The organism is Geodermatophilus sp. SYSU D00525 (assembly GCF_054050475.1).
This window is the reverse complement of the sequence record NZ_JBJGZK010000008.1, coordinates 22364-46116: the sequence shown is the minus strand read 5'-3', so window position 1 is coordinate 46116 and position 23753 is coordinate 22364. Positions and strand designations below refer to the sequence as shown.

18 protein-coding genes are annotated in these 23753 nt (G+C 76.1%); 8 read left to right on the top strand and 10 right to left on the bottom strand.

Going from position 1 to position 23753, the window contains the following annotated elements; genetic code table 11:
* The first annotated feature begins 11 nt into the window (after positions 1–11).
* Complete coding sequence (locus ACI796_RS09050) at positions 12–227, top strand: acyl-CoA carboxylase subunit epsilon (RefSeq protein WP_456940897.1); 216 nt, start codon at positions 12–14, stop codon at positions 225–227.
* Positions 224–832 carry a Maf family protein gene (locus tag ACI796_RS09045; RefSeq protein WP_456940896.1) on the top strand — a complete coding sequence of 203 codons (609 nt, stop codon included), beginning with the start codon at positions 224–226 and terminating at the stop codon, positions 830–832. The genes ACI796_RS09050 and ACI796_RS09045 overlap by 4 nt, the downstream gene beginning before the upstream one ends.
* 19 nt (positions 833–851) lie before the next feature.
* On the opposite strand, the gene ACI796_RS09040 is transcribed toward ACI796_RS09045, so the two are convergent.
* Positions 852–1559 (bottom strand): class I SAM-dependent methyltransferase, encoded by a 708-nt coding sequence (locus tag ACI796_RS09040; protein ID WP_456940895.1) that lies wholly within the window; start codon positions 1557–1559, stop codon positions 852–854.
* Between the two features lie 160 nt (positions 1560–1719).
* On the opposite strand from ACI796_RS09040, the gene ACI796_RS09035 reads away from it, so the two are divergent.
* From ACI796_RS09035 to ACI796_RS09025, 3 genes are read left to right on the top strand one after another with little or no spacing between them, the layout of a single operon-like run.
* Positions 1720–3054 (top strand): acyltransferase family protein, encoded by a 1335-nt coding sequence (locus ACI796_RS09035; protein ID WP_456940894.1) that lies wholly within the window; start codon positions 1720–1722, stop codon positions 3052–3054.
* Positions 3051–5063: a serine hydrolase gene (locus ACI796_RS09030; protein WP_456940893.1), complete on the top strand. Its 2013-nt coding sequence runs from the start codon at positions 3051–3053 to the stop codon at positions 5061–5063. Before ACI796_RS09035 ends, ACI796_RS09030 begins: the two co-directional genes overlap by 4 nt.
* Positions 5060–5542, top strand: a complete 483-nt coding sequence (locus ACI796_RS09025; RefSeq protein WP_456940892.1) for a hypothetical protein — start codon at positions 5060–5062, stop codon at positions 5540–5542. Before ACI796_RS09030 ends, ACI796_RS09025 begins: the two co-directional genes overlap by 4 nt.
* A gap of 143 nt (positions 5543–5685) precedes the next feature.
* Here ACI796_RS09025 and ACI796_RS09020 read toward each other — a convergent pair whose 3' ends face one another.
* Positions 5686–7194, bottom strand: a complete 1509-nt coding sequence (locus tag ACI796_RS09020) for a hypothetical protein (protein ID WP_456940891.1) — start codon at positions 7192–7194, stop codon at positions 5686–5688.
* A gap of 193 nt (positions 7195–7387) precedes the next feature.
* On the opposite strand from ACI796_RS09020, the gene ACI796_RS09015 reads away from it, so the two are divergent.
* Entirely contained in the window at positions 7388–9163 is a 1776-nt protein-coding gene (locus ACI796_RS09015) for an acetyl/propionyl/methylcrotonyl-CoA carboxylase subunit alpha (RefSeq protein WP_456940890.1), read from the top strand.
* A 55-nt stretch (positions 9164–9218) separates the two neighbouring features.
* Here ACI796_RS09015 and ACI796_RS09010 read toward each other — a convergent pair whose 3' ends face one another.
* The 3 genes from ACI796_RS09010 to ACI796_RS09000 form a co-directional block, all read right to left on the bottom strand.
* Positions 9219–11729: a reprolysin-like metallopeptidase gene (locus ACI796_RS09010; protein ID WP_456940889.1), complete on the bottom strand. Its 2511-nt coding sequence runs from the start codon at positions 11727–11729 to the stop codon at positions 9219–9221.
* 90 nt (positions 11730–11819) lie between these two features.
* A complete protein-coding gene (locus ACI796_RS09005) occupies positions 11820–13511 on the bottom strand; it encodes a reprolysin-like metallopeptidase (RefSeq protein WP_456940888.1) in 1692 nt (563 codons plus the stop codon).
* Between the two features lie 105 nt (positions 13512–13616).
* On the bottom strand, positions 13617–15023 hold the full coding sequence (locus tag ACI796_RS09000; RefSeq protein ID WP_456940887.1) for an NAD(P)H-quinone dehydrogenase: 1407 nt from the start codon (positions 15021–15023) through the stop codon (positions 13617–13619).
* 116 nt (positions 15024–15139) lie between these two features.
* Between ACI796_RS09000 and ACI796_RS08995 the strand changes: the two genes are divergently transcribed.
* Positions 15140–15598, top strand: a complete 459-nt coding sequence (locus ACI796_RS08995; protein ID WP_456940886.1) for a gamma-glutamylcyclotransferase family protein — start codon at positions 15140–15142, stop codon at positions 15596–15598.
* A 62-nt stretch (positions 15599–15660) separates the two neighbouring features.
* On the opposite strand, the gene meaB is transcribed toward ACI796_RS08995, so the two are convergent.
* From meaB to ACI796_RS08970, 5 genes are all read right to left on the bottom strand, one after another.
* Positions 15661–16644 carry a methylmalonyl Co-A mutase-associated GTPase MeaB gene (gene meaB / locus ACI796_RS08990; protein ID WP_456940885.1) on the bottom strand — a complete coding sequence of 328 codons (984 nt, stop codon included), beginning with the start codon at positions 16642–16644 and terminating at the stop codon, positions 15661–15663.
* 74 nt (positions 16645–16718) lie between these two features.
* On the bottom strand, positions 16719–18929 hold the full coding sequence (gene scpA, locus ACI796_RS08985) for a methylmalonyl-CoA mutase (RefSeq protein ID WP_456940884.1): 2211 nt from the start codon (positions 18927–18929) through the stop codon (positions 16719–16721).
* Complete coding sequence (locus tag ACI796_RS08980; RefSeq protein ID WP_456940883.1) at positions 18926–20839, bottom strand: methylmalonyl-CoA mutase subunit beta; 1914 nt, start codon at positions 20837–20839, stop codon at positions 18926–18928. The genes scpA and ACI796_RS08980 overlap by 4 nt, the downstream gene beginning before the upstream one ends.
* Before the next feature lie 29 nt (positions 20840–20868).
* On the bottom strand, positions 20869–22128 hold the full coding sequence (locus ACI796_RS08975) for an amidohydrolase (protein WP_456940882.1): 1260 nt from the start codon (positions 22126–22128) through the stop codon (positions 20869–20871).
* Positions 22125–23330 (bottom strand): glutamate--cysteine ligase, encoded by a 1206-nt coding sequence (locus tag ACI796_RS08970; RefSeq protein WP_456940881.1) that lies wholly within the window; start codon positions 23328–23330, stop codon positions 22125–22127. Before ACI796_RS08970 ends, ACI796_RS08975 begins: the two co-directional genes overlap by 4 nt.
* A gap of 173 nt (positions 23331–23503) precedes the next feature.
* On the opposite strand from ACI796_RS08970, the gene ACI796_RS08965 reads away from it, so the two are divergent.
* On the top strand, positions 23504–23737 hold the full coding sequence (locus tag ACI796_RS08965; RefSeq protein WP_456940880.1) for a hypothetical protein: 234 nt from the start codon (positions 23504–23506) through the stop codon (positions 23735–23737).
* The last annotated feature ends 16 nt before the right edge of the window (positions 23738–23753 follow it).

Genomic DNA, 23753 nt, shown 5'->3' with positions numbered 1-23753 from the left:
GGCATCCCCCTGTGAGCGAGGAGCAGCGCCCGCTGCTGAGAGTGGTCCGCGGCGAGCCGACCGACGAGGAGCTCGCCGCCCTCACCGTCGTCGTGGCCGCGCTCGCGCAGCGCCGGCCGCGGCGGCGCCCGACCCCGGTCGGGGCGTGGGCGAGCCGAGCCGACGCGCACCGGCAGCCGCTGCAGCCCGGCCCCGGCGCCTGGCGCGCGTCCGGGAGGTACGCATGAGTGACATCCGCCGGCTGGTGCTCGCCTCGGCGTCGCCGGCCCGGCTGGCGCTGCTGCGCCAGGCCGGCCTCGCGCCCGAGGTCGTGGTCAGCGACGTCGACGAGACCACCGTGACGGCGCCGCGCGTCGCCGAGCAGGTCGCGCTGCTGGCGTCGGCCAAGGCGTCGGCCGTCGCACGGCACCAGGACGACGCCCTGGTGGTGGGCGCGGACTCGCTGCTGGAGTTCCGCGGTCAGCCGATGGGCAAGCCGGCCGACGCCGCCGAGGCGCGGGAGCGCTGGCGGCGGATGTCCGGGCGCTCGGGCGTGCTGCACACCGGGCAGGCGCTGCTCGACGTCCGCGGTGGCGCGGTCGAGTCCCGCGACGTCGTCGTCACCTCGACCGTCGTGTACTTCGCCACCCCGACGCCCGCGGAGGTCGAGGCCTACCTGGCCACCGGCGAGCCGCTGGCGGTCGCGGGCGCGTTCACCCTCGACGGCCTCGGCGCCCCGTTCGTGCGCCGGGTCGAGGGGGACCCGGCGTCGGTGGTCGGGCTGTCGCTGGCCGCGCTGCGGGAGCAGCTGCGCCGCCGCGGGCTGACGGTCACCGACCTCTGGCGGCGCTGACCTCGGCTCCGCACCGACCTCAGCTCCGCACGAGGTCGTGCACGACGGCGCCGGAGACGACCGGCAGCCGCTCCAGCGCACGCTCGGCCCGGGCGGCCCACGCGGGCAGCGGCGGGGTGCCGCTCGGGACGACGAACATCCGCTCCCGCCCGCGCAGCCGCCAGCCCGCCTGCCCGGCCACCCGGAGGAAGCGGCCCGGCGGGAAGGTCCGCTCCCCGGGGGTCAGGACGTGGTACAGCCAGACCCAGGGGTGCTGGCGGTTGGGCTCCATCGCGCGCCAGCGGCCGCCGGGCCGGGTGGCGCGGGCGAGCTCGCGGGTCACCCGCTGCCCGTCGACGACGTGGTGCAGCGTGTCGACGGTGAGCACGAGGCCGGCCCAGCGGTCGGGCACCACCGCGCCGAGGTCCTCGCCGGCGCCCACCTCGAAGCGCACGTTGCCCAGCCCGTCCCGGTGGGCGCGCTCCCGGGCGTAGTCCACGTAGGCGTCCAGCGGCTCGACGCCGAGGAAGGTGCGGTCGGGGTGCCGTGCGGCGAGGGCGCGCAGCAGCGTCCCCGTCCCCGACCCCAGCTCGAGCACCGGCCCGGGGGTCGCGCGCACGACCTCGTCGAAGTAGTCGTGCCGGCGCAGGGCCATGTGCCCCCAGGCGCGCAGGTCGTCGTAGCCGCCGGGGTCCCCGTCGAAGCCCGCGTTGAGCGGCGCGGCCGGCCGGCTCGTGTCCCGCGTCACCCGCGTCACCCTAGCCCCGTCCGCCCGGTCCCCGGGGGCGCCGGGACACACGTGCACAACGGGTGCCGCTGGACTTGGGCACAAACCACCAGCAGGTCCTCCGGCGACACACGGTGGCGTTCCAGCATCGGAGAGTAACGATCCGGTTACCGTCCCCGCCGTGGAGTTGAGGACGGGGACGACGGCGACGGCGACGGGGCGGACCGGCCGGCCGAGGCTGGACAGCGTCCAGGTCATGCGGGGCGTCGCGGCCGTCGTCGTCGTCTTCGCCCACGCGGTGGACCTGGTCCTGCTGAACCCGGCGCTCGGGCAGTCGCGGATCATCCCGCTGGGCCACCTCGAGAACTTCGGCGCCATCGGCGTCGACCTGTTCTTCGTCATCAGCGGTTTCGTCATGGCGCTCTCGGTCGCCGGGTCGTCGGGAGCGGCTGCAGCGCGGCGCTTCCTCGTCCTGCGCTGGCTGCGGATCGCGCCGCCCTTCCTCGCCGCGTGCGCGCTGTTCATCTGCCTGCAGGCCTTCGCCGGCGAGCCGCACCCGCTGCCCTGGCGGGCGCTGGCCAACGCGGTCCTGTTCGTGCCGGTGGCGGACGCGCAGCACTACACCGTCCCGGTCATCGACGTCGGCTGGACGCTGTCGTTCGAGTTCACCTTCTACCTGGCCGTCGCCGCCCTCGTTGCCCTCGGGCTGGCGCGGCGGCCGGGGCTGCTCGTGGCCCTGATCGTCGTGGCGGTCGGTCTCGGCGCGTGGCTGCAGCCCGGGCACCTGCTGCTCAGCTGGGCGACCAACCCGATCCTGCTCGAGTTCGCCCTCGGCATCGTCGCCTACCAGCTGTGGGTGACCGGGCTGCTCGACCGGGTCCGCCCGCTGTGGTGGGCCCTGGGCGCCGTGGGCGCCGGGGTGCTGGCCACCGAGCTCGTGGTCGGCTTCGGCACCGTCTCCGAGGCGTGGACGGTCCTCGACGCCAGCGGCAGCGCCCGGCGCGTCCTGCTCTGGGGCCTGCCGCTGTTCCTGCTCTTCCTGGCGCTGGTCCCGCTGGGCCGGACCCGCGGGACCGGCCGCGCCGGCCGGCTCGCCCGGACCCTGGGCGACACCAGCTACTCGCTGTACCTGGTGCACATGCCGGTGTTCCTCGTCCTGGGCGCCGCCCTCCGCCGCTCCGGCCTGTCGCTGCCGGTCGCCGACCTGGTCCTGGTGGCCGCCGTCGCCGTCGCCGTCACCGCGGGCGTGCTGTTCCACCGCTGGGTCGAGAAGCCGGTCAACGCCGCGGCACGCCGGTGGGCCACCGAGCGCCGTCCCGACGCACCGCCGGTCGCGGCGGCCGCCCCCGTGCCCGGCCACGCGACCACCCGGCTGCCGCGGGTCGACGTCCCGGCGCCGCCGCACCGCTCCCCCGTCGCCGCGAGCGGCCACGGGTCCGGCCTCTCGCTCCCCGCCGTCCCCCTGCCGGTCCACCGGCAGGCCTCCGGCCGGCACGCGGTGCCGGTGACCCGGTGACCGTGCCCCGGCCGCCGGAGCGGGCCCGCCGCGTCGTCCCGGCGCCGTCGAGGACCCGCCTGCGGCGCCACCTGCGTCTGCCGCTGGTCGTGGCGCTCGTCGTCGCGGGCGTCCTCGGCATCGGCTGGGCGGCCCGGGCCGACCACCTGCAGGACCGTGTGGCCGCCGGCAGCACCTTCGCCGCCGACCGGGGCACCACGATCGGCATCGCGCTCCTCGACCGGGCCACGGGCCAGTACCGGGACAACGGCGGCATCGCCCACCAGCACTTCTACTCCGCCTCGGTGATGAAGGTCTTCATCGCCGACAGCCTGCTGCGGCGGCGCGACCTCGGGCAGATCGCCCTCAGCGGCACCGACCTCGCCGACATGTCGCGCATGCTGCGGTCGTCGGACAACGCGCCGGCCAACCGCTTCTGGGTCGCCTTCGGGCAGAACGGGATCGTCACCGACGTCGCGGCCCGGTACGGCATGGCCGAGACCGCCGGCACGACGAACCTGCGGTACTGGGGCAACGTCCGCATCACCGCCCACGACACGGCCGTCTACTACCAGCGCCTGCTGGACGGCACCGGCGGCCTGTCCCCCGCCTCCACCCGCTGGCTCGTCGACGAGCTGCGGGCCTCCACGCCCGACGGCACCGACGGCTACCACCAGTGGTTCGGCCTCCGCGACGGCCTGCCCGGCGAGGCCGTCATCGGCCAGAAGCAGGGCTGGATGTGCTGCGTGGAGGGGCAGGTCTTCCGCCACTCGACCGGCTTCGTCGGCCCGGACGGCCGCTACGTCGTCGTCGTGCTGACCCGCGAGCCCTCCGGCCTGGGCGCGGCGCACGCCGACGCCTCGATCACCGGCGCCGTCGCCCGCATGTTCCCCGAGGGCCGCATCCCCCGGGTGCAGAACGCCATCGCCGACACCTGGACCCGCCTCGGCGGCGCCGCCGGCGCCCTCGGCATGCCGGTCGACGACGAGCGCGCGGTCGCCGACGGGCGCGGCGCCTTCCAGTACTTCGACCGCGGCGCGGTCTACTGGTCCGGTGCGACCGGTGCGCACGCCGTGGTGAACGGCAACCTCGCCGCGTGGATCGCGCAGGGCTACGAGCGGGGCCCGCTGGGCTACCCGGTCACCGACGAGCTCCCCACGGCCGACCGGCGCGGCGCCTTCAACTGGTTCGAGCACGGCGCCGTGTACTGGTCGGCGGCCACCGGCTCCCACTGGGTGGTGAACGGCATCGCCGAGGCGTGGGTGCGCCAGGGCTACGAGCAGGGCCCGCTGGGCTACCCGGTCACCGACGAGCTGGCCACCGCCGACCGCAGCGGGGCCTTCACCTGGTTCCAGGACGGCGCGGCGTACTGGTCGGCGTCGAGCGGGACGCACTGGATGACCGGCCCGGTCCTCGACGCCTGGATCCGCCAGGGCTACGAGCAGGGGCCGCTGGGCTACCCGGTCACCGACCCGCTGACCACCGCCGACCGGCAGGGCCGCTTCGGCTGGTTCCAGGACGGCGCCGTCTACTGGTCGGCGTCGAGCGGGGCGCACTGGCTCACCGGCCCGATCCTCCAGGCGTGGATCGCGCAGGGCTACGAGCAGGGCCCGCTGGGCTACCCCCTCAGCGACCCGCAGACGGTCGCCGGGGGCACGCAGGTGAGCTTCCAGGGCGGCACGCTCCTCCTCGACCGGGCCACCGGGCAGGTCCGCCCGGTCCCCGCCGTGGCCACGGCGGCGGCGCAGCCCGCCCCGGCGGCGCCTGCGGCCCCCTCGACCACCGCGGCACCGACGACGCCCGCGGCGCCGACGACCTCCTCGGCACCGACGACGCCCGCGACACCGTCGGCTCCCCCGGCGCCGTCCGCGACCGCCACCCCGACGCCGACCGCCACCCCGACGGGGACGGCCGGCCCGGGGGCCGCCGGGTCCGCGACGACCGGAGCGGGCTCCGAGGTGCCCGCGACACCGTCGGGCAGCGGCACGGACGCCGCGGCCGGTGCACCGGCCGCCGGGAGCACCCCGTGACCGTGCGACGCCTGGCCCTCGCTCCGCTGCTGCTGCTCGCCCTCGCCGGCTGCACGGCCGACGGCGACGACGCGACGCCCGCCGGCTCCCCCGCGCCCGCCGCCGCCACCGTCCCGCCGGCCGCCGGCGCCGACGTCGCCGACGCGCTCGCCGCACTCCCCGCGGGGGCCGCCTCCGGCACCGTCGACGTCCGGTACCAGGGCCTCGGCCGGCTGGCCGGGCCGTTGACGGGCGCCTGCACCCACCCGGAGGCCGGACGGACGGCGGTCACCGGCTCGGTCGACACCGCGACCCTCGAGGTCGCCGCCGGTCCCGACGGCGTCGTCCTCACCGTCCTCGACGGCGACGTGGAGCAGCGGACGCCCCTGTCCGAGGGCGAGTACCGCGTGGACGGCCCCCGGCTCGTCGTGACCACGACCCTGCTCGGCCAGGACACCGGCGTCGGCGAGGTCGACCTCGACCTGCGCTGCGGCGGCTGAGCCCTCCCCTCCCCCGCCTGGGGCGGCCGGCCCTCCGGCTCCTGGGCACGACCGCGCCGGTGTCGGTCCCGTGTCCACCACGGACGGCGGGAGCCCGCCGGTCACCGCGGACCGGCGGGGCTCCCGCCCCGGCGAGGTGGCGTTCAGACCCGGGTGACGGCCCCCGACCGGTCGGCCACCAGCGAGCCGCCCTGGAAGTCGACCCGCGTCCCCCCGGCGTACGCGTAGGGGTCGCTCACCGGGTAGCCGAGCGGGCCCTGCTCGTAGCCCTGCCGGATCCAGGCGTCCAGGACCGGGCCGGTCATCCAGTGGGTGCCGCTGGACGCCGACCAGTACGCCGCGCCGCGCTGGAACCAGGAGAACGCGCCGCGCCCGTCCGCGGTGGCCAGCTCGTCGGTCACCGGGTACCCGAGGGGGCCCTGCTCGTAGCCCTGCCGGACCCAGGCGTCGAGGATCCCGCCGGTCATCCAGTGGGTGCCGCTGGACGCCGACCAGTACGCCGCGCCGCGCTGGAACCAGGAGAACGCGCCGCGCCCGTCCGCGGTGGCCAGCTCGTCGGTCACCGGGTAGCCCAGGCGGCCCTGCTCGTAGCCCTGCCGGACCCAGGCGTCGAGGATCCCGCCGGTCATCCAGTGCGTCCCGCTCGGCGCCGACCAGTAGACCGCGCCGCGCTCGAACCAGGAGAAGGCCCCGCTGCGGTCGGCGGTGGCCACCTCGTCGGTGACCGGGTAGCCGAGCCGGCCGCGCTCGCGGCCGGTGGCCCACCAGGAGCGGGCGATGCCGTTGACCACCCAGTGGGCGCCGGTGGCCCCCGACCAGGCGACCGTGCCGCCCTCGAAGTCCTGCGTGGCGCCGCGGCCGTCGCCCACGGCGCGCTCGGCGCCGGTGGGCAGGCCGAGCAGCGAGGCCTGGCCGCCGGCCGCGTACCAGCTGTCGGCGACGGCGTTCTTCACCGGTGCGACGTTCACCATGATGTGCGGCGCCGCGTCCGGGCGCAGCCAGCGCATGAGGGTGACCAGGGCGTTGCGCTCGATCGAGACGCACCCGCCGGTCGCCGAGCTGTTGGCGACGTGGAGGAAGATCGCCGACCCCGCACCGGGCACCCGCGCGAGGTTGTAGCCGATGGTGACCGCGTAGTCGTAGACGGCGCCGGTCCGGTACAGGTTCTCGCTCGCCCCGCCGGGGCTGGCCGCCTGGCGGACGTGCGTGTTGTAGGTGGGCGAGCTCGGGTTGCCGTCCCACCAGTCGAGCTCGTCGGTCTGGAAGTACGGCAGCGCGGTGCCCGGGTTCGGCTGGCGGCCGAAGCCACCGGTCAGCGGGTAGGTGCCGGCGGGCGTCACGGAGATCCCCTCGCGGGCCTGGCCGACACCGGCGGCACCCACGCGCGCGGGCACCGGCCCGAACACCAGGCGCCACCCGGACGCGGTCCGCTCCCACGCGCGCAGGCTGCCGGTCGTCGACGTCGCGGTGGGGACCTCCACCGTCACGAGCTGGGTCGCGTTCGCCGGCACCCAGGCGGCATCCGCCGGGTGCCCGGGCACGACGACCAGCACGGTCGCCAGCGCCGCCAGCGCCAGAGCGGCACACCACCCGCGGAGGCGCCGTCGCGCGGGGCGCACCGCCGGGTGCTCGTCTCGCAGACTCGCGGTCACGCTGTCATGGAAGCGCACGTCGCCGTCCCCGACGGGAGAGCAGCGACGGGTGGGAGCGCTGGGACCACGGAGTCGGCAGAGGACGGAACGGTCCACTCCCCGGGCCGACCGGTGGACCGCCGCTGCCCTGCCGGGAGGAGGCCGCCGTCGCCTGGCTACAGTCCGGGCGGTCCACGAACGAGGGAGTCGACCGGTGAAGAAGGTCCTGATCGCCAACCGCGGGGAGATCGCGGTCCGCGTCGCTCGTGCGTGCAGGGACGCCGGCCTGACCAGCGTCGCGGTCTACGCCGAGCCCGACCGGGACGCCCTGCACGTGCGCGTCGCCGACGAGGCCTTCGCCCTGGGCGGGACGACGCCCGGCGACTCCTACCTGGTCATCGAGAAGATCATCGACGCCGCGGAGCGCTCCGGCGCCGACGCCGTCCACCCCGGCTACGGCTTCCTGTCGGAGAACGCCGACTTCGCCCGGGCCGTCCTCGACGCCGGGCTCACCTGGATCGGCCCCTCCCCCGAGTCGATCGTCGCCCTCGGGGACAAGGTCGCCGCGCGGCACATCGCCACCAGGGCCGGCGCGCCGCTGGTGCCCGGGACCCAGGACCCGGTCTCCGGCGCCGACGAGGTGCTGGCCTTCGCCCGGGAGCACGGCCTGCCGGTGGCGATCAAGGCCGCGTTCGGCGGTGGCGGGCGCGGCCTGAAGGTCGCCCGCACCGAGGAGGAGATCCCGCACCTGTTCGACTCCGCCGTCCGCGAGGCCGTGTCGGCCTTCGGCCGCGGCGAGTGCTTCGTCGAGCGGTTCCTCGACAAGCCGCGGCACGTCGAGGCGCAGGTCCTGGCCGACACGCACGGCAACGTGGTCGTCGTCGGCACCCGCGACTGCTCGCTGCAGCGGCGCAACCAGAAGCTGGTCGAGGAGGCCCCGGCGCCGTTCCTCACCGACGAGCAGCGGGCGCGCATCCACGAGTCGGCCAAGGCGATCTGCCGGGAGGCCGGGTACCACGGCGCCGGCACCGTCGAGTACCTCGTCGGCGTCGACGGCTCGATCTCCTTCCTCGAGGTGAACACCCGCCTGCAGGTGGAGCACCCGGTCAGCGAGGAGACCAGCGGCATCGACCTGGTGCGCCAGCAGTTCCGCATCGCCGAGGGGCTGCCGCTGGAGATCACCGAGGACCCCGCCCCGCGCGGGCACAGCATCGAGTTCCGGATCAACGCCGAGGACGCCGGCCGCAACTTCATGCCGGCCCCCGGCCCGGTGACCCGGCTGGAGATCCCGCAGGGCCCGGGCGTGCGCTGGGACTCCGGCGTCGAGACCGGCGGCGAGGTGGCCGGCGCGTTCGACTCGATGCTGGCCAAGCTGATCGTCACCGGCGCCAGCCGCGAGGAGGCGCTGCAGCGCGCCCGCCGCGCGCTGGACGAGCTGGCCGTCGAGGGCATGCCGACCGTCGTCCCGTTCCACCGCGCGGTGGTCCGCGACGAGGCGTTCACCGGCGAGCCCTTCACCGTGCACACCCGCTGGATCGAGACCGAGTGGGACAACCGGGTCCAGCCGTACGGCGCCGCGCCGGCCGGAGCCGAGGAGGAGGCGTCGCGGCAGACCGTCGTCGTCGAGGTCGGCGGGCGGCGGCTGGAGGTCTCCCTGCCCGCCGGGCTGGCCGCGGGCGGCGGGGCGCCGGTGGCCGCCGGTGGCGGGGCCAAGCCGCGCAAGCGGGGCTCGGGCCACGGCGGCTCCGCGGTGTCCGGCGACTCCCTGACCTCGCCGATGCAGGGCACGATCGTCAAGGTCGCCGTCGACGAGGGCGACACGGTCGAGGCCGGTGACCTCGTCGTCGTCCTCGAGGCGATGAAGATGGAGCAGCCCCTCACCGCGCACAAGGCGGGCACCGTGACCGGCCTGTCGGCCGAGGTCGGCGCCACCGTCACCAGCGGTGCGGTCATCTGCACCATCGCCGACGCCGAGGGGTCGACGGCCTGACCGCCCTCCCCCACGCGTACGACGGCCCGGCGGGATCCCCGCCGGGCCGTCGTCGTCAGCGGGTGAGGACCACCTGGGTGCCGGCCCAGGGCGACCAGGTCACCCGGCCACCCTCGAAGCTCTGCGCGCACTCGCTGCGGCAGGTCATCGTCGACACCGGGTAGCCGAGCCGGCCGGTCTCCCAACCCAGCCCCGCCCAGGCGCCGCGGATCGCGCCGCCGACGGCGTTGGTGCCGGTACCCGGGGACCAGTAGACCGAGGAGTCGGCGGCGAAGTGCTGGCCGCACCCGCCGCGGACCATGCCGCACCACATCTCCGTCGTCGGCAGACCCAGCCCCTGGGTGGTGCGCCGGAAGAACCAGTACTCGCCGATCCCGCCGAACAGGCCGTGCGTGCCCGTGGCACCCGACCAGGTCACCCGTCCGCCCTCGAAGGCCTGGAGGCAGTACCCGTCCGTGCAGGTCATGTCGCTGCGCGGGTAGCCGAGGGGACCCCGCTCCCAGCCCTGCCCGGTCCAGTAGCCGCGGATCGCCCCGGAGACGGCCTGCGCGCCGGTGGCCGGGGACCAGTAGATCGAGCCGCCCTGGAACTGCTGCCCGCAGCCGCCGCGCGGCAGGCCGCAGACCATCTCCGTCGTCGGCATGCCGATCCCCTGGGAGTGCCAGGTGACGAACCACCGCTGGGCGATGGCACCGCCCGTGCCGTGGGTGCCGGTGACCGCCGTCCAGGCCACGACGCCGCCCTCGAAGTACTGCGTACAGCGCCCGTCGACGCAGCTCATGTCGCCGGTGGCGTAGCCGAGCCAGCCCCACTCCCAGCCCGTCCCGGCCCAGTAGCCGCGGATGCCGCCGGTCACCGCGTGCGCGCCGGTGGCCGGGGACCAGTAGATCGAGCCGCCCTGGAACTGCTGCCCGCAGCCGCCGCGCACCAGGCCGCAGACCATGTCACCCACCGGGTAGCCCATCACGCCGGCGAGGCCGTCGGCGTGGATCCACTGCTGGAGGATCGCGCCCTCGAGCACCCGTGCCCCGGTGGCCGGGGACCACGTGACCACGCCGCCCACGAAGGAGCGGGCGCAGCCGCCGTCGCGCAGGTCGCACTGCTCGGGGCCCACGGGCGCGCCGAGGCGGCCGCCGTCGCCCCCGAGGTCGCGGTGCAGGACCGTGATCGGGCTGTCGGCCGACGGCACCGGGACACCGCGCAGCACGCTGACCGCCGCGCCCGTCGCCGTCGCGCTCGAGACCCGGATGGCGAGGCCGCCGACGGTCACCTCCCCGCCCGCGGGCAGCACGGTCTGCTCGTCGGCGTCCCACCCCGCCTGCGCCGACGGGGTGGCGTCGAGCAGCACGGAGGTGTCACTGCGCGGACCGGGCCCGTCGACGTGCACGAGCACCCCGGGCTCGAAGCCGTACCCGGTCCCCGGGTCGAGCCAGGCGTCCTGGCCGACGGCGGCCCGGTACTCCAGCCAGTAGCGGACGCCGTCGTTCCCGACCAGGGACAGCACCCGGGTGCCGCTGCGGCCGCCGAGCGGCGACAGCCACCAGCTGCCGCCCTGGTCCGCCGCGGTGGAGCTCGCCGTCGCCGAGGAGGGCAGGAAGCCCAGCCTGGCGGCGTGCGGGGCGTTGAGCGAGCCGACCTCGTTCCACGAGACGCCCATGACGTCGTACCAGTCCCCGTAGGACACGGTCCGGCACGTGCCGGTCTCGACGGCACCGTCGCACTGCACCGCCGAGGCGTGGCCGAGGCCGAAGTTGTGGCCGAGCTCGTGGGCGATGACCGAGGTCCGGACGCCGCGGACGTAGAGGGACCCGCCGGCGCCGGGCGCGGAGCCGACCTGGGCCAGGCCGTAGGCGCACGACGGCATGCCGGCCGGGTAGCCGGGGACGTAGAGCATCAGGTGCCGCCCGGGACCGGCGGTCCAGCCGATCTCGCCGGCGACCGCGGTCCACATGGCCGAGGACGTGTCACAGACCGCGGTCGTGGAGACCCACGTCTCCCGGCCGGCGGTGGCGTGGATGCGCACCGCGCCGTCGCTCTGGGTCTCCCAGAAGTCCGCGACCGGCCCGTTCACCTCGTCGACGACCTGCTGCACCGTGGTGGCGTCCGGGGACGTCCCCTTCGGCGCCACCAGGACGACGGTGACCTCGTTGGTGTACGGCGCCGAGGCGGGGGCCACCGGTGCGGCCTCCGCGGGCGCCACGACCTCCGCGTCGAGGACCTCGTGCACCGGCTCGGCACCCGCGGGCGCACCCGGCTCGGCGGGCACCTCCTCACCCAGGGTCACCTCGACGGTCGCGCCGACGGGGACGTCGTCGACGTCCCCGGTGTCCACGCGGACGCTCGTGCCGTCGGCCTCGGTCACCCAGCTGAGCAGGGCGTCCTCGGCGTGCTCGGCCGCCTCCTCCGGGTCCGCGTGCTCGGCCCAGGCCTGGACCAGCTCGCCGACGACGGTGTCGCCGACGGCCGGCGCGTCGTCGGCGAGGGCCGGCCCCGTCCCCACCAGCGGGACGAGGACGGCGGTGAGGGCCGCGGCGGCGAGGACCCGCGGGCGGGGGGCGAGGTGCACGGACTACTCCTGGTCGTGGGCCGTCGGTCGCGGCACTGGCTCCTCCATCGGCGTGTCCGCGCGCGAACCGGACCCCTCCCGGGAGGGGGATCAGCCGCGGCGCAGGCGCGGGAGGACCCGCCGGGTGGCCAGCACGGTCCCGCCGAGACCGGCGACGCCGCCGGCCGCGATCGCGGGCGCCGCCCAGCCGCGGCCGGCGGGGTCCGTGGCGGCGGCCTCCGTGGCGGCTGCCTCGACCGGCGCCGCGGCGACCGGGGCGGGGTCCTCGGCCGCGGGCGCCGGGGCGACCGGCGCGACGGCGGGCGCCGGCGGCGCGGCCGGGGCGGCGGCGGGCGCCGGGGCGGCCGTCCCGGGGCTGCCGGCCAGGACCTGCGGCTCCGGGGCGGCCGGCGCGGGGGAAGGCGCGCCGGCCGCCACGGACGTGCGGACGACGGTCACCGTGGCGCCGGCCGGGGTGACCGCGTCGAGGGTGACGGTGAGCGTGCCGCCGGCGACGGCGACCGGAACGCCCGGCACCAGCGCCGTCTGCAGGTCGGCCTCCCAGCCGGCCGCGGCCGACGGGCTGCCGTCGAGCAGCAGCGAGGTGTCCGGCATGCCGTCGGCGCGGTGCAGCAGCACGCCGCTGTCGAGCCGGTACCGGTTGTCCGAGGCCAGCCACGCGTCGCGGCCGACGGCGGTGCGGTTCTCCAGCCAGTAGTCGGTGCCGGCGGCGTCGGTCAGGCGCAGCACGCGGGTGCCGGTGGCACCGCCGAGCGGCGCGAGCGTCGCCGTCGTCGTCCCCTCGCCGGCGGCCTGCACGGCCGCGGCCGGCAGCACGCCGAGCCGGTCGGCCTGCGCGGCGGTGAGGGTGCCGACCCGGTCCCAGGAGACGCCCATGACGTCGTAGAAGTCGCGGTAGGCGGCGGTGCGGCAGGTTCCGGTCTCGACCGTGCCGTCGCACTGCAGGGCGCTGGAGTGGCCGAGGCCGAAGTTGTGGCCGAGCTCGTGGGCGATGACCGAGGCCAGGTCGTCGCGGACGTAGAGCCGCCCGCCCGAGGCGGGGTTCGCGCCGACCTGACCCAGGGCGTAGGAGCAGCCGGGCAGGTCCTGCGGCCGGCTGCTGACGTAGAGCAGCAGGTGCCGGCCGGGCCCGGCCTGGAAGCCGACGCGCGCGGCGACCTCGTCCCACAGCGCGGTGGGGTCGGCGCAGCCGGCGGCGGTGGTGAGCCAGTCGTGGGCGGCGGTGACCCCGACGGTCACCGCGCCGGCGGTCTGCTGCGCCCAGAAGGCCGCGACGTCGCCGTTGACCGTGTCGACGACGTCCGCGAGCGCGGTGCCGTCCGGGGTGCCGCCGGCGGGCGCGACCATCGCGACGGTGACCTGGTTGGTGACCGAGCCGGCCGGGACCGTGGTCGCCGCCCGCGCGGTGCGCATGACCTGCGTGTCCAGCACCTCGAGCGCCGGCTCGTAGCCGTCCTCGGTGGCCTCGTCGTCGGCGGTGCCGCCGACGGTCACCTCGACGGTGCTGCCGACGTCGATGCCGGCGACCGCGTCGGTCGGCACGCGCACCGAGGTGCCGTCGGCGCCCTCGACGAAGGTCAGCGGCTGCTCGTGCGACTCCCCCGCGTGCTGGCCCTCGAGCGAGGTCTCCGGCCAGGCCTGGACGAGCTCCCCGACCACCCTGGTGGCGCCGGCGTCGCCGGCGTGGGCCACGGCCACGGGGCCGGCGCACAGCGCGACGACGGCGCCGGCGAGGGCGACGACCCGCGGGAGGGACCGCGACAGGACTCGGGAGGCGTGCATCCCTCCCGGCATCGGCGGGCCGGCGTCCCAGGTGCACCACCCGGGACCGCACGCGTCACACCCGCCCCGGCGGCCCCGTCCCGGCCGCCCCGGCCGTCACACGCGTCACGCCAGCGCGTCGGCCCCCATCAGCCTCCGGCCGGCCTCGGTGATCGAGCCCGACAGCGACGGGTAGATGGCGAAGGTGTGTGCGAGGTCGCTCACGGTCAGGCCCTTGGTGACCGCCAGCGCGATCGGCAGGATCAGCTCGCTGGCGCCGGGCGACACGACCACCCCGCCGACGACGACGCCGGTGGCCTTGCGGGCGAACAGCTTCACGAACCCGGCGTGCAGGTCGCTCATCTTGGCCCGCGCGTTGGTGGCCAGCGGCAGCCGGACGACGTCGAGGTCGTGGCCCTCGGGCAGCGTCTTCTCCTGCACGCCGACCGTGGCGATCTCCGGGTGGGTGAACACGTTGGCGGCCACCGTCTTGAGCCGGATCGGCTGCACCGCCTCGCCGAGCGCGTGCCACATGGCGATCCGGCCCTGCATGGCCGCGACGCTGGCGAGCTGGAAGACGCCGGTGACGTCGCCGGCGGCGTAGATCCCGGGCACGTTGGTGCGCGACACCCGGTCGACGACGACGTGGCCGGACTCGCGCAGCTCCACGCCGCACGCCTCGAGGTTGAGCCCGGCGGTGTTCGGCACGGTGCCCACGGTCATCAGCGCGTGCGAACCCTCGACGGTGCGCCCGTCGGTGAGCTCGACCAGCACGCCCTTCTCGGTGCGGGTGACGCTCGCCGCGCGGCCGCGCTCGGCGATCCGCCCGCCGCGGGCCTGGAAGACCTCGGCGATGACGTCGGCGGCGTCGGCGTCCTCCCCGGGCAGCACCTGGTCGCGGGAGGAGACGAGGGTGACCGGCACGCCCGCCTCGAGGTACCCGGAGGCGAACTCCGCGCCGGTGACGCCCGACCCGACGACGACGAGGTGCTCGGGCAGCTCGTCGAGGTCGTAGAGCTGGCGCCAGTCGAGGATGCGCTCGCCGTCGGGCTCGCTGCCGGGCAGCACGCGGGGGTCGGCGCCGGTGGCGACGAGGACGACGTCGCACTCGAGCGTCTCCCGCACGCCGCCGTCGCGGTCGAGGACCTCGACGCGGTGCTCGACCAGGCCGCGGACGTCGTCGGCGAGCCGGCCCTGCCCGGCCACCAGGCGCACGCCCTCGGCCTCCAGCCGGGCGTGGATGTCGGCGGACTGGGCGACCGCGAGGCCCTTCACCCGGGCGTTGACCGAGGCGAGGTCCAGGCCGACGGTGGCCAGGTCGGCGCCGCGCAGGCCGAGGACGCTGGAGTCGCGGACCGACGTCATGGTGCCCGCGGCCGCGATGAAGGTCTTCGAGGGCACGCAGTCGGTGAGGACGCTGGCTCCGCCGAGGCCGTCGCGTTCGACGACGGTGACCTGCGCGCCGAGCGAGGCGGCCACCAGCGCGGCCTCGTAGCCGGCCGGGCCGCCGCCGATGATGACGATGCGGGTCATGCGGGTCTCCTGCGTCGTGGGCCGGGGGTTCGCCGTCCATCCTCCCAGCCCGGGCGGGCGGTGTCGGCAGGCTCATGGGGTCGCGCGGGCCACACCGGCCGTAGGCTCGGTCGGCGATGGGTCTCTACGCCGCGTACGGGTCCAACATGGACCCCGAGCAGATGCTGCGCCGCTGCCCGTCCTCCCCGCACGTCGGCACCGGCTGGATCCGCGGCTGGCGGCTCGCCTTCGGCGGCGAGGAGTACGGCTGGGAGGGCGCGCTGGCCACCCTCGTGCCCGCCGAGGACCGCGAGGCGCCCGGCGTGTTCGTCGCGCTCTACGACCTCACGCCGGCCGACGAGCGCGCGCTCGACGGCTGGGAGGGCGCCGACCGCGGCCTGTACCGCAAGCTCAACCTGCGGGTGCACACCCTCGGCGGCGACGTCGTCGCCTACGTCTACGCGCTGGACGCCTTCGAGGGCGGGCTGCCCTCGGCCCGGCACCTGGGCGCGATCGCCGACGCCGCCGAGGCCGCCGGCGCGCCCGACGACTACCTCGCCGAGCTCCGCGCCCGCGACTGCCGCTCCGCCTTCTGACCCCCACCGCTCGCCGGGATGCTGTGTACGGGCGCGCGCCTGGGGACGGCCCGCAGAACGGCTCAGTCGCCGAGGAAGGTCTCCAGGACCTGCCGGGCCGCGAGGGCCGGGGTCAGCTCGCCGGCCAGCACCGCCTTCTCCAGCTCCGGCGCCAGCGACCGCACCGCCGGGTGGGCCCGCAGCCGGTGCTCGAGCCCGTCCCGCACCAGCTGCCAGGTCCAGCGCACCTGCTGCGCGCGGCGCCGCTCGTCGAAGGCGCCCGAGGCGCGCGCCCGGTCCTGGTGCTCGACCAGCTTCGCCCACACCTCGGCCAGGCCCTCGCCGGTCAGCCCGGCGCAGGTGAGCACCGGCACGTCCCACTCGGAGTGCCCGCGCAGCATCCGGATCGCCCCGGCCAGCTCGCGGGCGGCCTTGCGCGCGTCGGCGGCGGCCGGCCCGTCGGCCTTGTTGACGGCGATGACGTCGGCGATCTCGAGGATGCCGCGCTTGATGCCCTGCAGCTGGTCGCCGGTGCGGGCCAGCGTGAGGAACAGGAACGAGTCGACCATCTCCGCGACGGTGACCTCGGACTGCCCGACGCCGACGGTCTCCACCAGCACGACGTCGTAGCCGGCCGCCTCGACGACGACCATCGACTCCCGCGTCGCCTGCGCGACCCCGCCCAGCGTCCCGGCGGTCGGCGCCGGCCGGATGAAGGCGTTCCGGTCGACGGCGAGGCGCGCCATCCGGGTCTTGTCGCCGAGGATCGACCCACCCGACCGTGCCGACGACGGGTCGACCGCGAGCACCGCCACCCGGTGACCGGCGCCGGTGAGGTCCACGCCGAGCTGGTCGATGAACGTCGACTTCCCCACCCCGGGCACTCCGGAGATGCCGACCCGCCGGGCGTTCCCCGCGTGCGGCAGCAGCTCGACCAGCAGTTCCTGCGCCCGCTCGCGGTGGTCGGCGCGGCGCGACTCCACCAGCGTGATCGCCCGGGCCAGCGACCGGCGGTCGCCGCCGAGCACCCCCTCGACGAGCGCGGGGACGTCCGGTGCCGGCGCCACTAGTCGTTCGCTCCCGCGGGTCGCTCCGCTCCTCGCTCGCTGGCGCTCGCTGCGATGCTCACTCCCCTGTCCGCTCAGCCGTGCCCGAGTCGCTGGGACAGCGTCCGCAGCAGCTCCTGCGCCGCCTCGGCGATGACCGTGCCCGGCGGGAACACCGCGGCCGCGCCCATCTCCTCCAGCCGCGGCACGTCGTCGGGCGGGATCACCCCGCCGACCACGACCAGGACGTCGTCGGCACCCAGCTCGGCCAGCGCGTCGCGCAGCGCCGGCACCAGCGTGAGGTGCCCCGCGGCCAGCGACGAGACGCCGACGACGTGCACGTCGGCCTCGACCGCCTGCCGCGCGACCTCCTCCGGCGTCTGGAACAGCGGGCCGACGTCGACGTCGAAGCCGAGGTCGGCGAACGCGGTGGCGATGACCTTCTGCCCGCGGTCGTGGCCGTCCTGGCCCATCTTGGCGACGAGGATCCGGGGACGGCGCCCCTCGGCCTCCTCGAACGCCTCGGTCATGCGGCGCGTCTCCTCCAGCGGCCCCGAGCGGCCGGCCTCGTCGCGGTACACACCCGAGATGGTGCGCACCTGGCCGGCGTGCCGCCCGTAGACCTCCTCGAGCGCGTCGGAGATCTCCCCGACCGTCGCCTTGGCCCGCGCCGCGTCGACGGCGAGCTTGAGCAGGTTGGAGTCGAGGTCGCGCCCCCGCCGTCCCTCCGCCGCGGCGCGGGCGGCGTCGGTGAGCCGGCGCAGCGCGTCGGCCACCGCGGAGTCGTCCCGGGAGGCGCGCAGCTCGGCCAGCTTGGCCTTCTGCTGGGCGAGCACGTCGGCGTTGTCGACGCGCAGCACCTCGATCGCCTCGTCGGCGTCGACCCGGTACTTGTTGACGCCGATCACCGGCTGGCGGCCGGAGTCGATGCGCGCCTGGGTGCGGGCGGCGGCCTCCTCGATGCGCAACTTCGGGATGCCGTCGTCGATGGCCTGCGCCATGCCGCCGTGCTCGGCGACCTCCTGGATGTGCGCCCAGGCCCGGCGGGCGAGGTCGTAGGTCAGCTTCTCCACGTACGCGGAGCCGCCCCATGGGTCGATCACCCGCGTCGTCCCCGACTCCTGCTGCAGCAGCAGCTGGGTGTTGCGGGCGATCCGCGCCGAGAAGTCGCTGGGCAGCGCCAGCGCCTCGTCGAGGGCGTTGGTGTGCAGCGACTGGGTGTGCCCCTGGGTGGCGGCCATGGCCTCCAGGCAGGTGCGGACGACGTTGTTGTAGACGTCCTGCGCGGTCAGCGACCACCCGGAGGTCTGCGAGTGGGTGCGGAGCGACAGCGACTTGTCCTGCTGCGCGCCGGCCTCCCGCATGAGCCGGGACCACAGCAGCCGCCCGGCGCGGAGCTTGGCGACCTCCATGAAGAAGTTCATGCCGATGGCCCAGAAGAAGGACAGCCGCGGCGCGAACGCGTCGACGTCGAGCCCGGCGTCCTTGCCCGCGGTCACGTACTCCACCCCGTCGGCCAGCGTGTAGGCCAGCTCCAGGTCGGCCGTCGCCCCGGCCTCCTGCATGTGGTAGCCGGAGATGGAGATCGAGTTGAACCGCGGCATCTCCTGCGAGGTGAACGCGAAGATGTCGCTGACGATCTGCATCGACGGCTTCGGCGGGTAGATGTAGGTGTTGCGGACCATGAACTCCTTGAGGATGTCGTTCTGGATGGTCCCGGCCAGCTGCTCCGGGGCGACCCCCTGCTCCTCGGCGGCGAGGACGTAGAGCGCCAGCACCGGCAGCACCGCGCCGTTCATGGTCATCGAGACCGTCATCCGGTCCAGCGGGATGCCGTCGAACAGCTGCCGCATGTCCAGGATCGAGTCGATCGCCACCCCGGCCATGCCGACGTCGCCGACCACCCGCGGGTGGTCGGAGTCGTAGCCGCGGTGGGTGGCGAGGTCGAAGGCGACCGACAGGCCCTTCTGCCCGGCGGCGAGGTTGCGCCGGTAGAACGCGTTGGACTCCGCCGCGGTGGAGAAGCCCGCGTACTGGCGGATCGTCCACGGCTGGGTCGTGTACATCGTCGGGTAGGGCCCGCGCAGGTAGGGCGGCAGGCCCGGGTAGGTCCGGAGGAAGTCCAGTCCGGCGAGGTCGGCCGGGGTGGCCAGCGGCGGGACGGCGATGCCCTCGGGGGTCACCCAGCTCGCCTCCTCCACGCCGCGCCCGGTCGCCTCCTCGAACGCCTTGGCCCAGTCGTCGGCCGTGGCGTGCGCCGCCGGGCGGCCCAGCTCGACGCCGCCGAAGTCCGGGATCCCGCTCATGCCCGCTCCTCCTCACCAGGAGCGGCAGAAATGGCCATTCCTGCCGTCAGACCGAGTTGCTGGTGGACCGTCCTCAGCACCTCCAGCGCGTCACACCCGGCGTACACGTACCCGTCGACGCCGTCCACCCCCAGCGAGGGCTTCCCGGCCAGCCACACGTGCTCGGCGCCGGCGGCCCGCAGCTCGGCGGCCAGCGCGGCGGCGGACTCCGCGTAGTCGGCGTCGGTGCCGCAGATGCAGGCGACCGTCGTCCCGGCGTCGGAGAACCCGGAGGCGCCGTCGGCGGCCGGGGTGGCCACGCCGCCGGCCTGGAACAGGTTGCCGGCGAAGGAGGCCCGCGCGGTGTGCCGCGCGATCGGGCCGATCGTGGCGAGGTGGACCTGCGGCCGCTCGCCGGCGGCGTCGGCGCGGTCGCGCAGCTCCTCGTACTCCTGCGCGGCGCGCACCCGGGGCAGCCCGCCGGTGGGGTGCAGGGCGGCCGCGGGCTGTCGCTCGGGCAGCCTCTCGGCGAGGTCCGGGAACTCGCTGACGCCGGTGATCGCGTCGGTGCGCGTCGCCAGCCGCTTCGCGCGGGCGTCCCACGCGGCGGCCAGCCGGTGGCGCACCAGCCCCGAGGCCAGCGCCGCGGCCAGCCCGCCGGCCCGCTCGATCTCGGTGAACCAGGCCCAGGTGGCCTGCGCGAGGTCCTCGGTGAGCGACTCGACGTACCAGGAGCCGCCGGCCGGGTCGAGCACGCGGGCCAGGTGCCCCTCCTCGACCAGCAGGCTCTGGGTGTTGCGCGCGATCCGCCGGGAGAACGCGTCGGGCAGGCCGAGCGCGGCGTCGAAGGGCTGCACGGTGACGACGTCGGCCCCGCCCACGCCCGCCGCGAAGCAGGCGACCGTGGTGCGCAGCATGTTCACCCACGGGTCGCGCTTCGTCGTCATCACCGACGACGTCACCGCGTGCTGCCGCTGCGCCCGGGCGCCCTCGGACGCCCCGCTCACGTCACCGACCCGGTCCCACAGCCGGCGGGCGGCCCGCAGCGCGGCGATCGTCGTGAACTGGTCGGCCGAGGCCGAGTAGCGGAACTCGATGCGCTCGAACGCCTCGTCCACGGTCAGGCCGCCGTCGGTGAGTGCCCGCAGGTAGGCCACCCCGGCGGCCAGCGAGCAGCCGAGCTCCTCGACGGCGGTGGCGCCGGCGTCGGCGTAGACGGTCGCGTCGACGACGACGGTGCGCCAGCCCGCGGGGGTCCGCCGGGCGAGGCCGGCGAGGACGGTGAGGTCCTGCTCCTCCCCCGAGGCGGCCTGGTCGCCGAGCGGGTCGAGGCCCAGCGAGCCGCCGGGCGCGAGGTCGGTGCGGTCGCCGGCCAGCGCCAGCAGCGCCTCGGCCGCCGGCAGCCCGCCGGAGACCGCGACCGGCGCCAGGTCGAGGTAGACGTCGGCGAGCACGTCGCCGAGGGAGTCCACGGGTACCGCGCCCTCGCCGAGGTGCAACCACAGCGACGTGACGCCGTTCTCCAGGTCGGCGGTGATCGCCTCCCGGGTGACCGCGACGTCGGGGTGGGCGTGCCGCTGCCGGACGTCCCAGCCGGCGGGCACGCCGCTCTCCGGGTGCGACCCGGCGCGGGCGCCGCGGACGAACGGCGGCAGCCCGGGCACGCCGACCGCCGTCGGGAGGTCGCCGGCGTCGTCGGCGGTGTAGAGCGGCGCGACGCTGACGCCGGTGGCCACCGTGCGGCGCAGCGCGTCCTCGACCGGGTCGGGCAGCTCCTCGCGGCCGGCCTTGCGCAGGACCCCGGCCACCAGCTCGCGCCACTGCTCGCGGTCGACCGGCGGGAAGTCGCCGGCGAGGGACAGCTCGTCGGGCACCTCGTGCTCGGCGGGGACCTCGTCCTCGCCCGGCGTCGCGGTGTCGGTGGCGCTCATCGGTGAACTCCTCCCAGTCGAGGAGTGTTCTACCGGCGCTCCCCGGACCGCGGACGCGCGGGGTGGCCCGGGCCGGGCGCACCCGCGGCGTGCCCCGACGTCCCGGCGGCCGCGACCAGCGCGTGCAGGGCGGTGCGCACCATCAGCCGGATCCCGACCCCGATGGCCCGCTCGTCGACGTCGAAGGTGCCCCGGTGCAGGTCCAGTGCCGGGCCGCCGCCGTGCGTTCCCAACCGGGCCAGCGCGATCGGCAGCACGTCGGCGAACCAGCCGAAGTCCTCCCCGCCCATGCTCTGCGGCGACTGGCGCAGGTTCTCGCTGCCCACGGTCTGCAGGGCCGCGGTGCGCAGCAGCGCCACCGCGCGCGGGTCGTTGACCACCGGCGGCACGCCGGGCACGTACTCCACCTCGACGCCGGCGCCGGTGGGCGCCACCACCTGCTCGACCAGCCCGCGCAGCAGCCCCTCGGCGCGCTGCCACTCGGCGCGGTCGAGCACCCGCACGGTCCCGCGCAGCGTGCCCCGCTGCGGGATGGCGTTGGCCGCGACCCCGGCGTTGACCGCGCCCCAGACCAGCGAGAAGCCGGCCCGCGGGTCGACCTTGCGCGACAGCAGCCCGGGCAGCCCGGTGACCAGGCGGCCGAGGGCGTCCACCAGGTCCACGGTCAGCTGCGGGCGGGCGGTGTGCCCGCCGGGGCCGGTGAGCGTGACGTCGATGCGGTCGCAGGCGGCGGTGATCGAGCCGGTGCGCAGGCCGACGGTGCCCGCCGGGATCGCCGGGTCGCAGTGCAGGGCGAACGCCCGGGACGCGCCGTCGAGCACGCCGGCCGCCACCACGTGGGTCGCGCCGCCGGGCACCGTCTCCTCGGCCGGCTGGAACACGCAGCGGACGCGGCCGGGCAGGTCGTCCAGCGCGGCCAGCGCCAGCGCGGTGCCGAGCAGCACGGTGGTGTGCACGTCGTGGCCGCAGGCGTGGCACATGCCCTCGCGGGTGGACGCGTAGGGGACGTCCTTGAGGTCGGCCAGCGGCAGCGCGTCGATGTCGGCGCGCAGCACCACCGTCGGGTCCCCGGACCCGACCTCGACCACCAGCCCGGTGCCGCTGGGCAGCCGGCGCGGGTGGAGCCCGACCCCGGCGAGCCGCTGCTCGAGGAACGCCGTCGTCTCCACCTCGGCGAAGGCCAGCTCGGGGTGCATGTGCAGGTGCCGGCGCACGCCGACCAGGGAGTCCGTGCGGTCGGCCACCCACGCGTCCAGCCCGGCGGCCAGGTCCTCGGGGGTCCGGGTCATGCGGCGTGGCCGCCGGCGCACGCCGCCGGGCCGGGGACCGGGCCGTCGGGGCCGGCGGCCGGCCCGGAGGTGGGCAGGCCGTCCCGGAGCTCGGCGAGCAGCCCGTCGACGACGGCGCGCAGGTCGCCGCCGGAGGCCAGCGCCACGGCCCGCTGCCGCTGGTAGGAGGCGCCGACGGCGAGCACCCGCTCCACGCCCGCGAGCTCCGCCTCGCAGCCCAGCCGCTTCGCCGTGGGGGCGAGCTCCTCGGCGAGGTCGAGCAGCGCCTGCCGCACCGGGCGCACCGTGCCCTTCTCGTCCACCACCACGTCGGCGTCCAGGCCGTACCGGGCCGCCCGCCACTTGTTCTCCCGCACCACCCAGCTGGACGGGGTGGGCAGCGTGTAGCCGCGGTCGAGCTGGGTGTCGAACTGCTCCACCAGGCACTGCGACATCGCCGCGACGACGCCGACCTCCTCGAGCGTGGGCAGGCCGTCGCAGATGCGCAACTCCACGGTGCCGAAGCCCGGGTGCGGGCGGATGTCCCACCACACCTCGCGCACGCTCTCGATGGCGCCGGTGGAGATCAGGGTCTCCATGTAGGTCTCGAAACCGGCCCAGTCCGGCAGCTGGGTGGGCAGCCCCGCCGTCGGCATGGCCTCGAAGACCTTGCTGCGCGCCGAGGCGAGCCCGGTGTCGCAGCCGACCCAGAACGGCGAGGACGCCGACAGCGCGAGGAAGTGCGGCACGTACTGGGTGAGCGCGTTGACGATCGGCATCGCCTTGTCCGGCGAGCGGACCCCGACGTGCACGTGGACGCCGAAGATCTGCAGCCGCCGGGCCAGCCACTGCATCCGCTCGACCAGCTGCAGGTACCGCTCCTTGGGCGAGATCAGCTGCGTCTGCCAGTCGGTGAACGGGTGCGTGCCCGCGCACAGCAGGCCCAGGCCGCGGCGGTCCGCGGCGGCGGCCACCTCGGCGACCGTGCCCGCGAGGTCGGCGGTGGCCTCCTCGACGGTGGTGCACACGCCGGTGATGACCTCGACGGTCGACTGCAGCAGCTCGTGCTTGGCCTTCGGGTGCTCCTCGGCGCCGTCGGGGCGGATCTCCTCGAGGATCTCCGTCGCCCCGGCGGTGAGCTCCCGGCTCTCCCGGTCGACCAGCTGCAGCTCCCACTCGACACCCAGGCTGGAGCGCTCCGAGGAGGAGAACGGGATCTGCACGCTGCCGAGGATAGGGAGATCGGCGCTCCCGCACCCCCTGAACAGCGCGGATCCCGCGCCCGGGTGCACCGCAACCGGGCCGCAACCGGCGGCGGGTCCGGCGGCAACCGCCGCGGGCTGCGCTGGTCCCGTCGCCGGGACCCGCCCGGCACCACGGCCCCGGGAGGTCCCCCGTGTCCCACCGCCACTCCGCGCTCCCCGTCCTCGCGGCGGCCGTCGTCGTCCTCACGCCCTCGGCGGCGCAGGCCGACCCCGCCGCCCTCGACGACCGGACCCCGTCCTGCAGCGCCCTCCTCGGCCAGGTCGACGACTGGCCGGGCACCGGTCCCGACGGCGGGCCGCTGTTCTCGGACGCCTACGAGCGGTACCTGCTGTCCCAGCCGGCGTGCGCCACCCCGACGAGCTGAGGGGCCACCTCCGCGG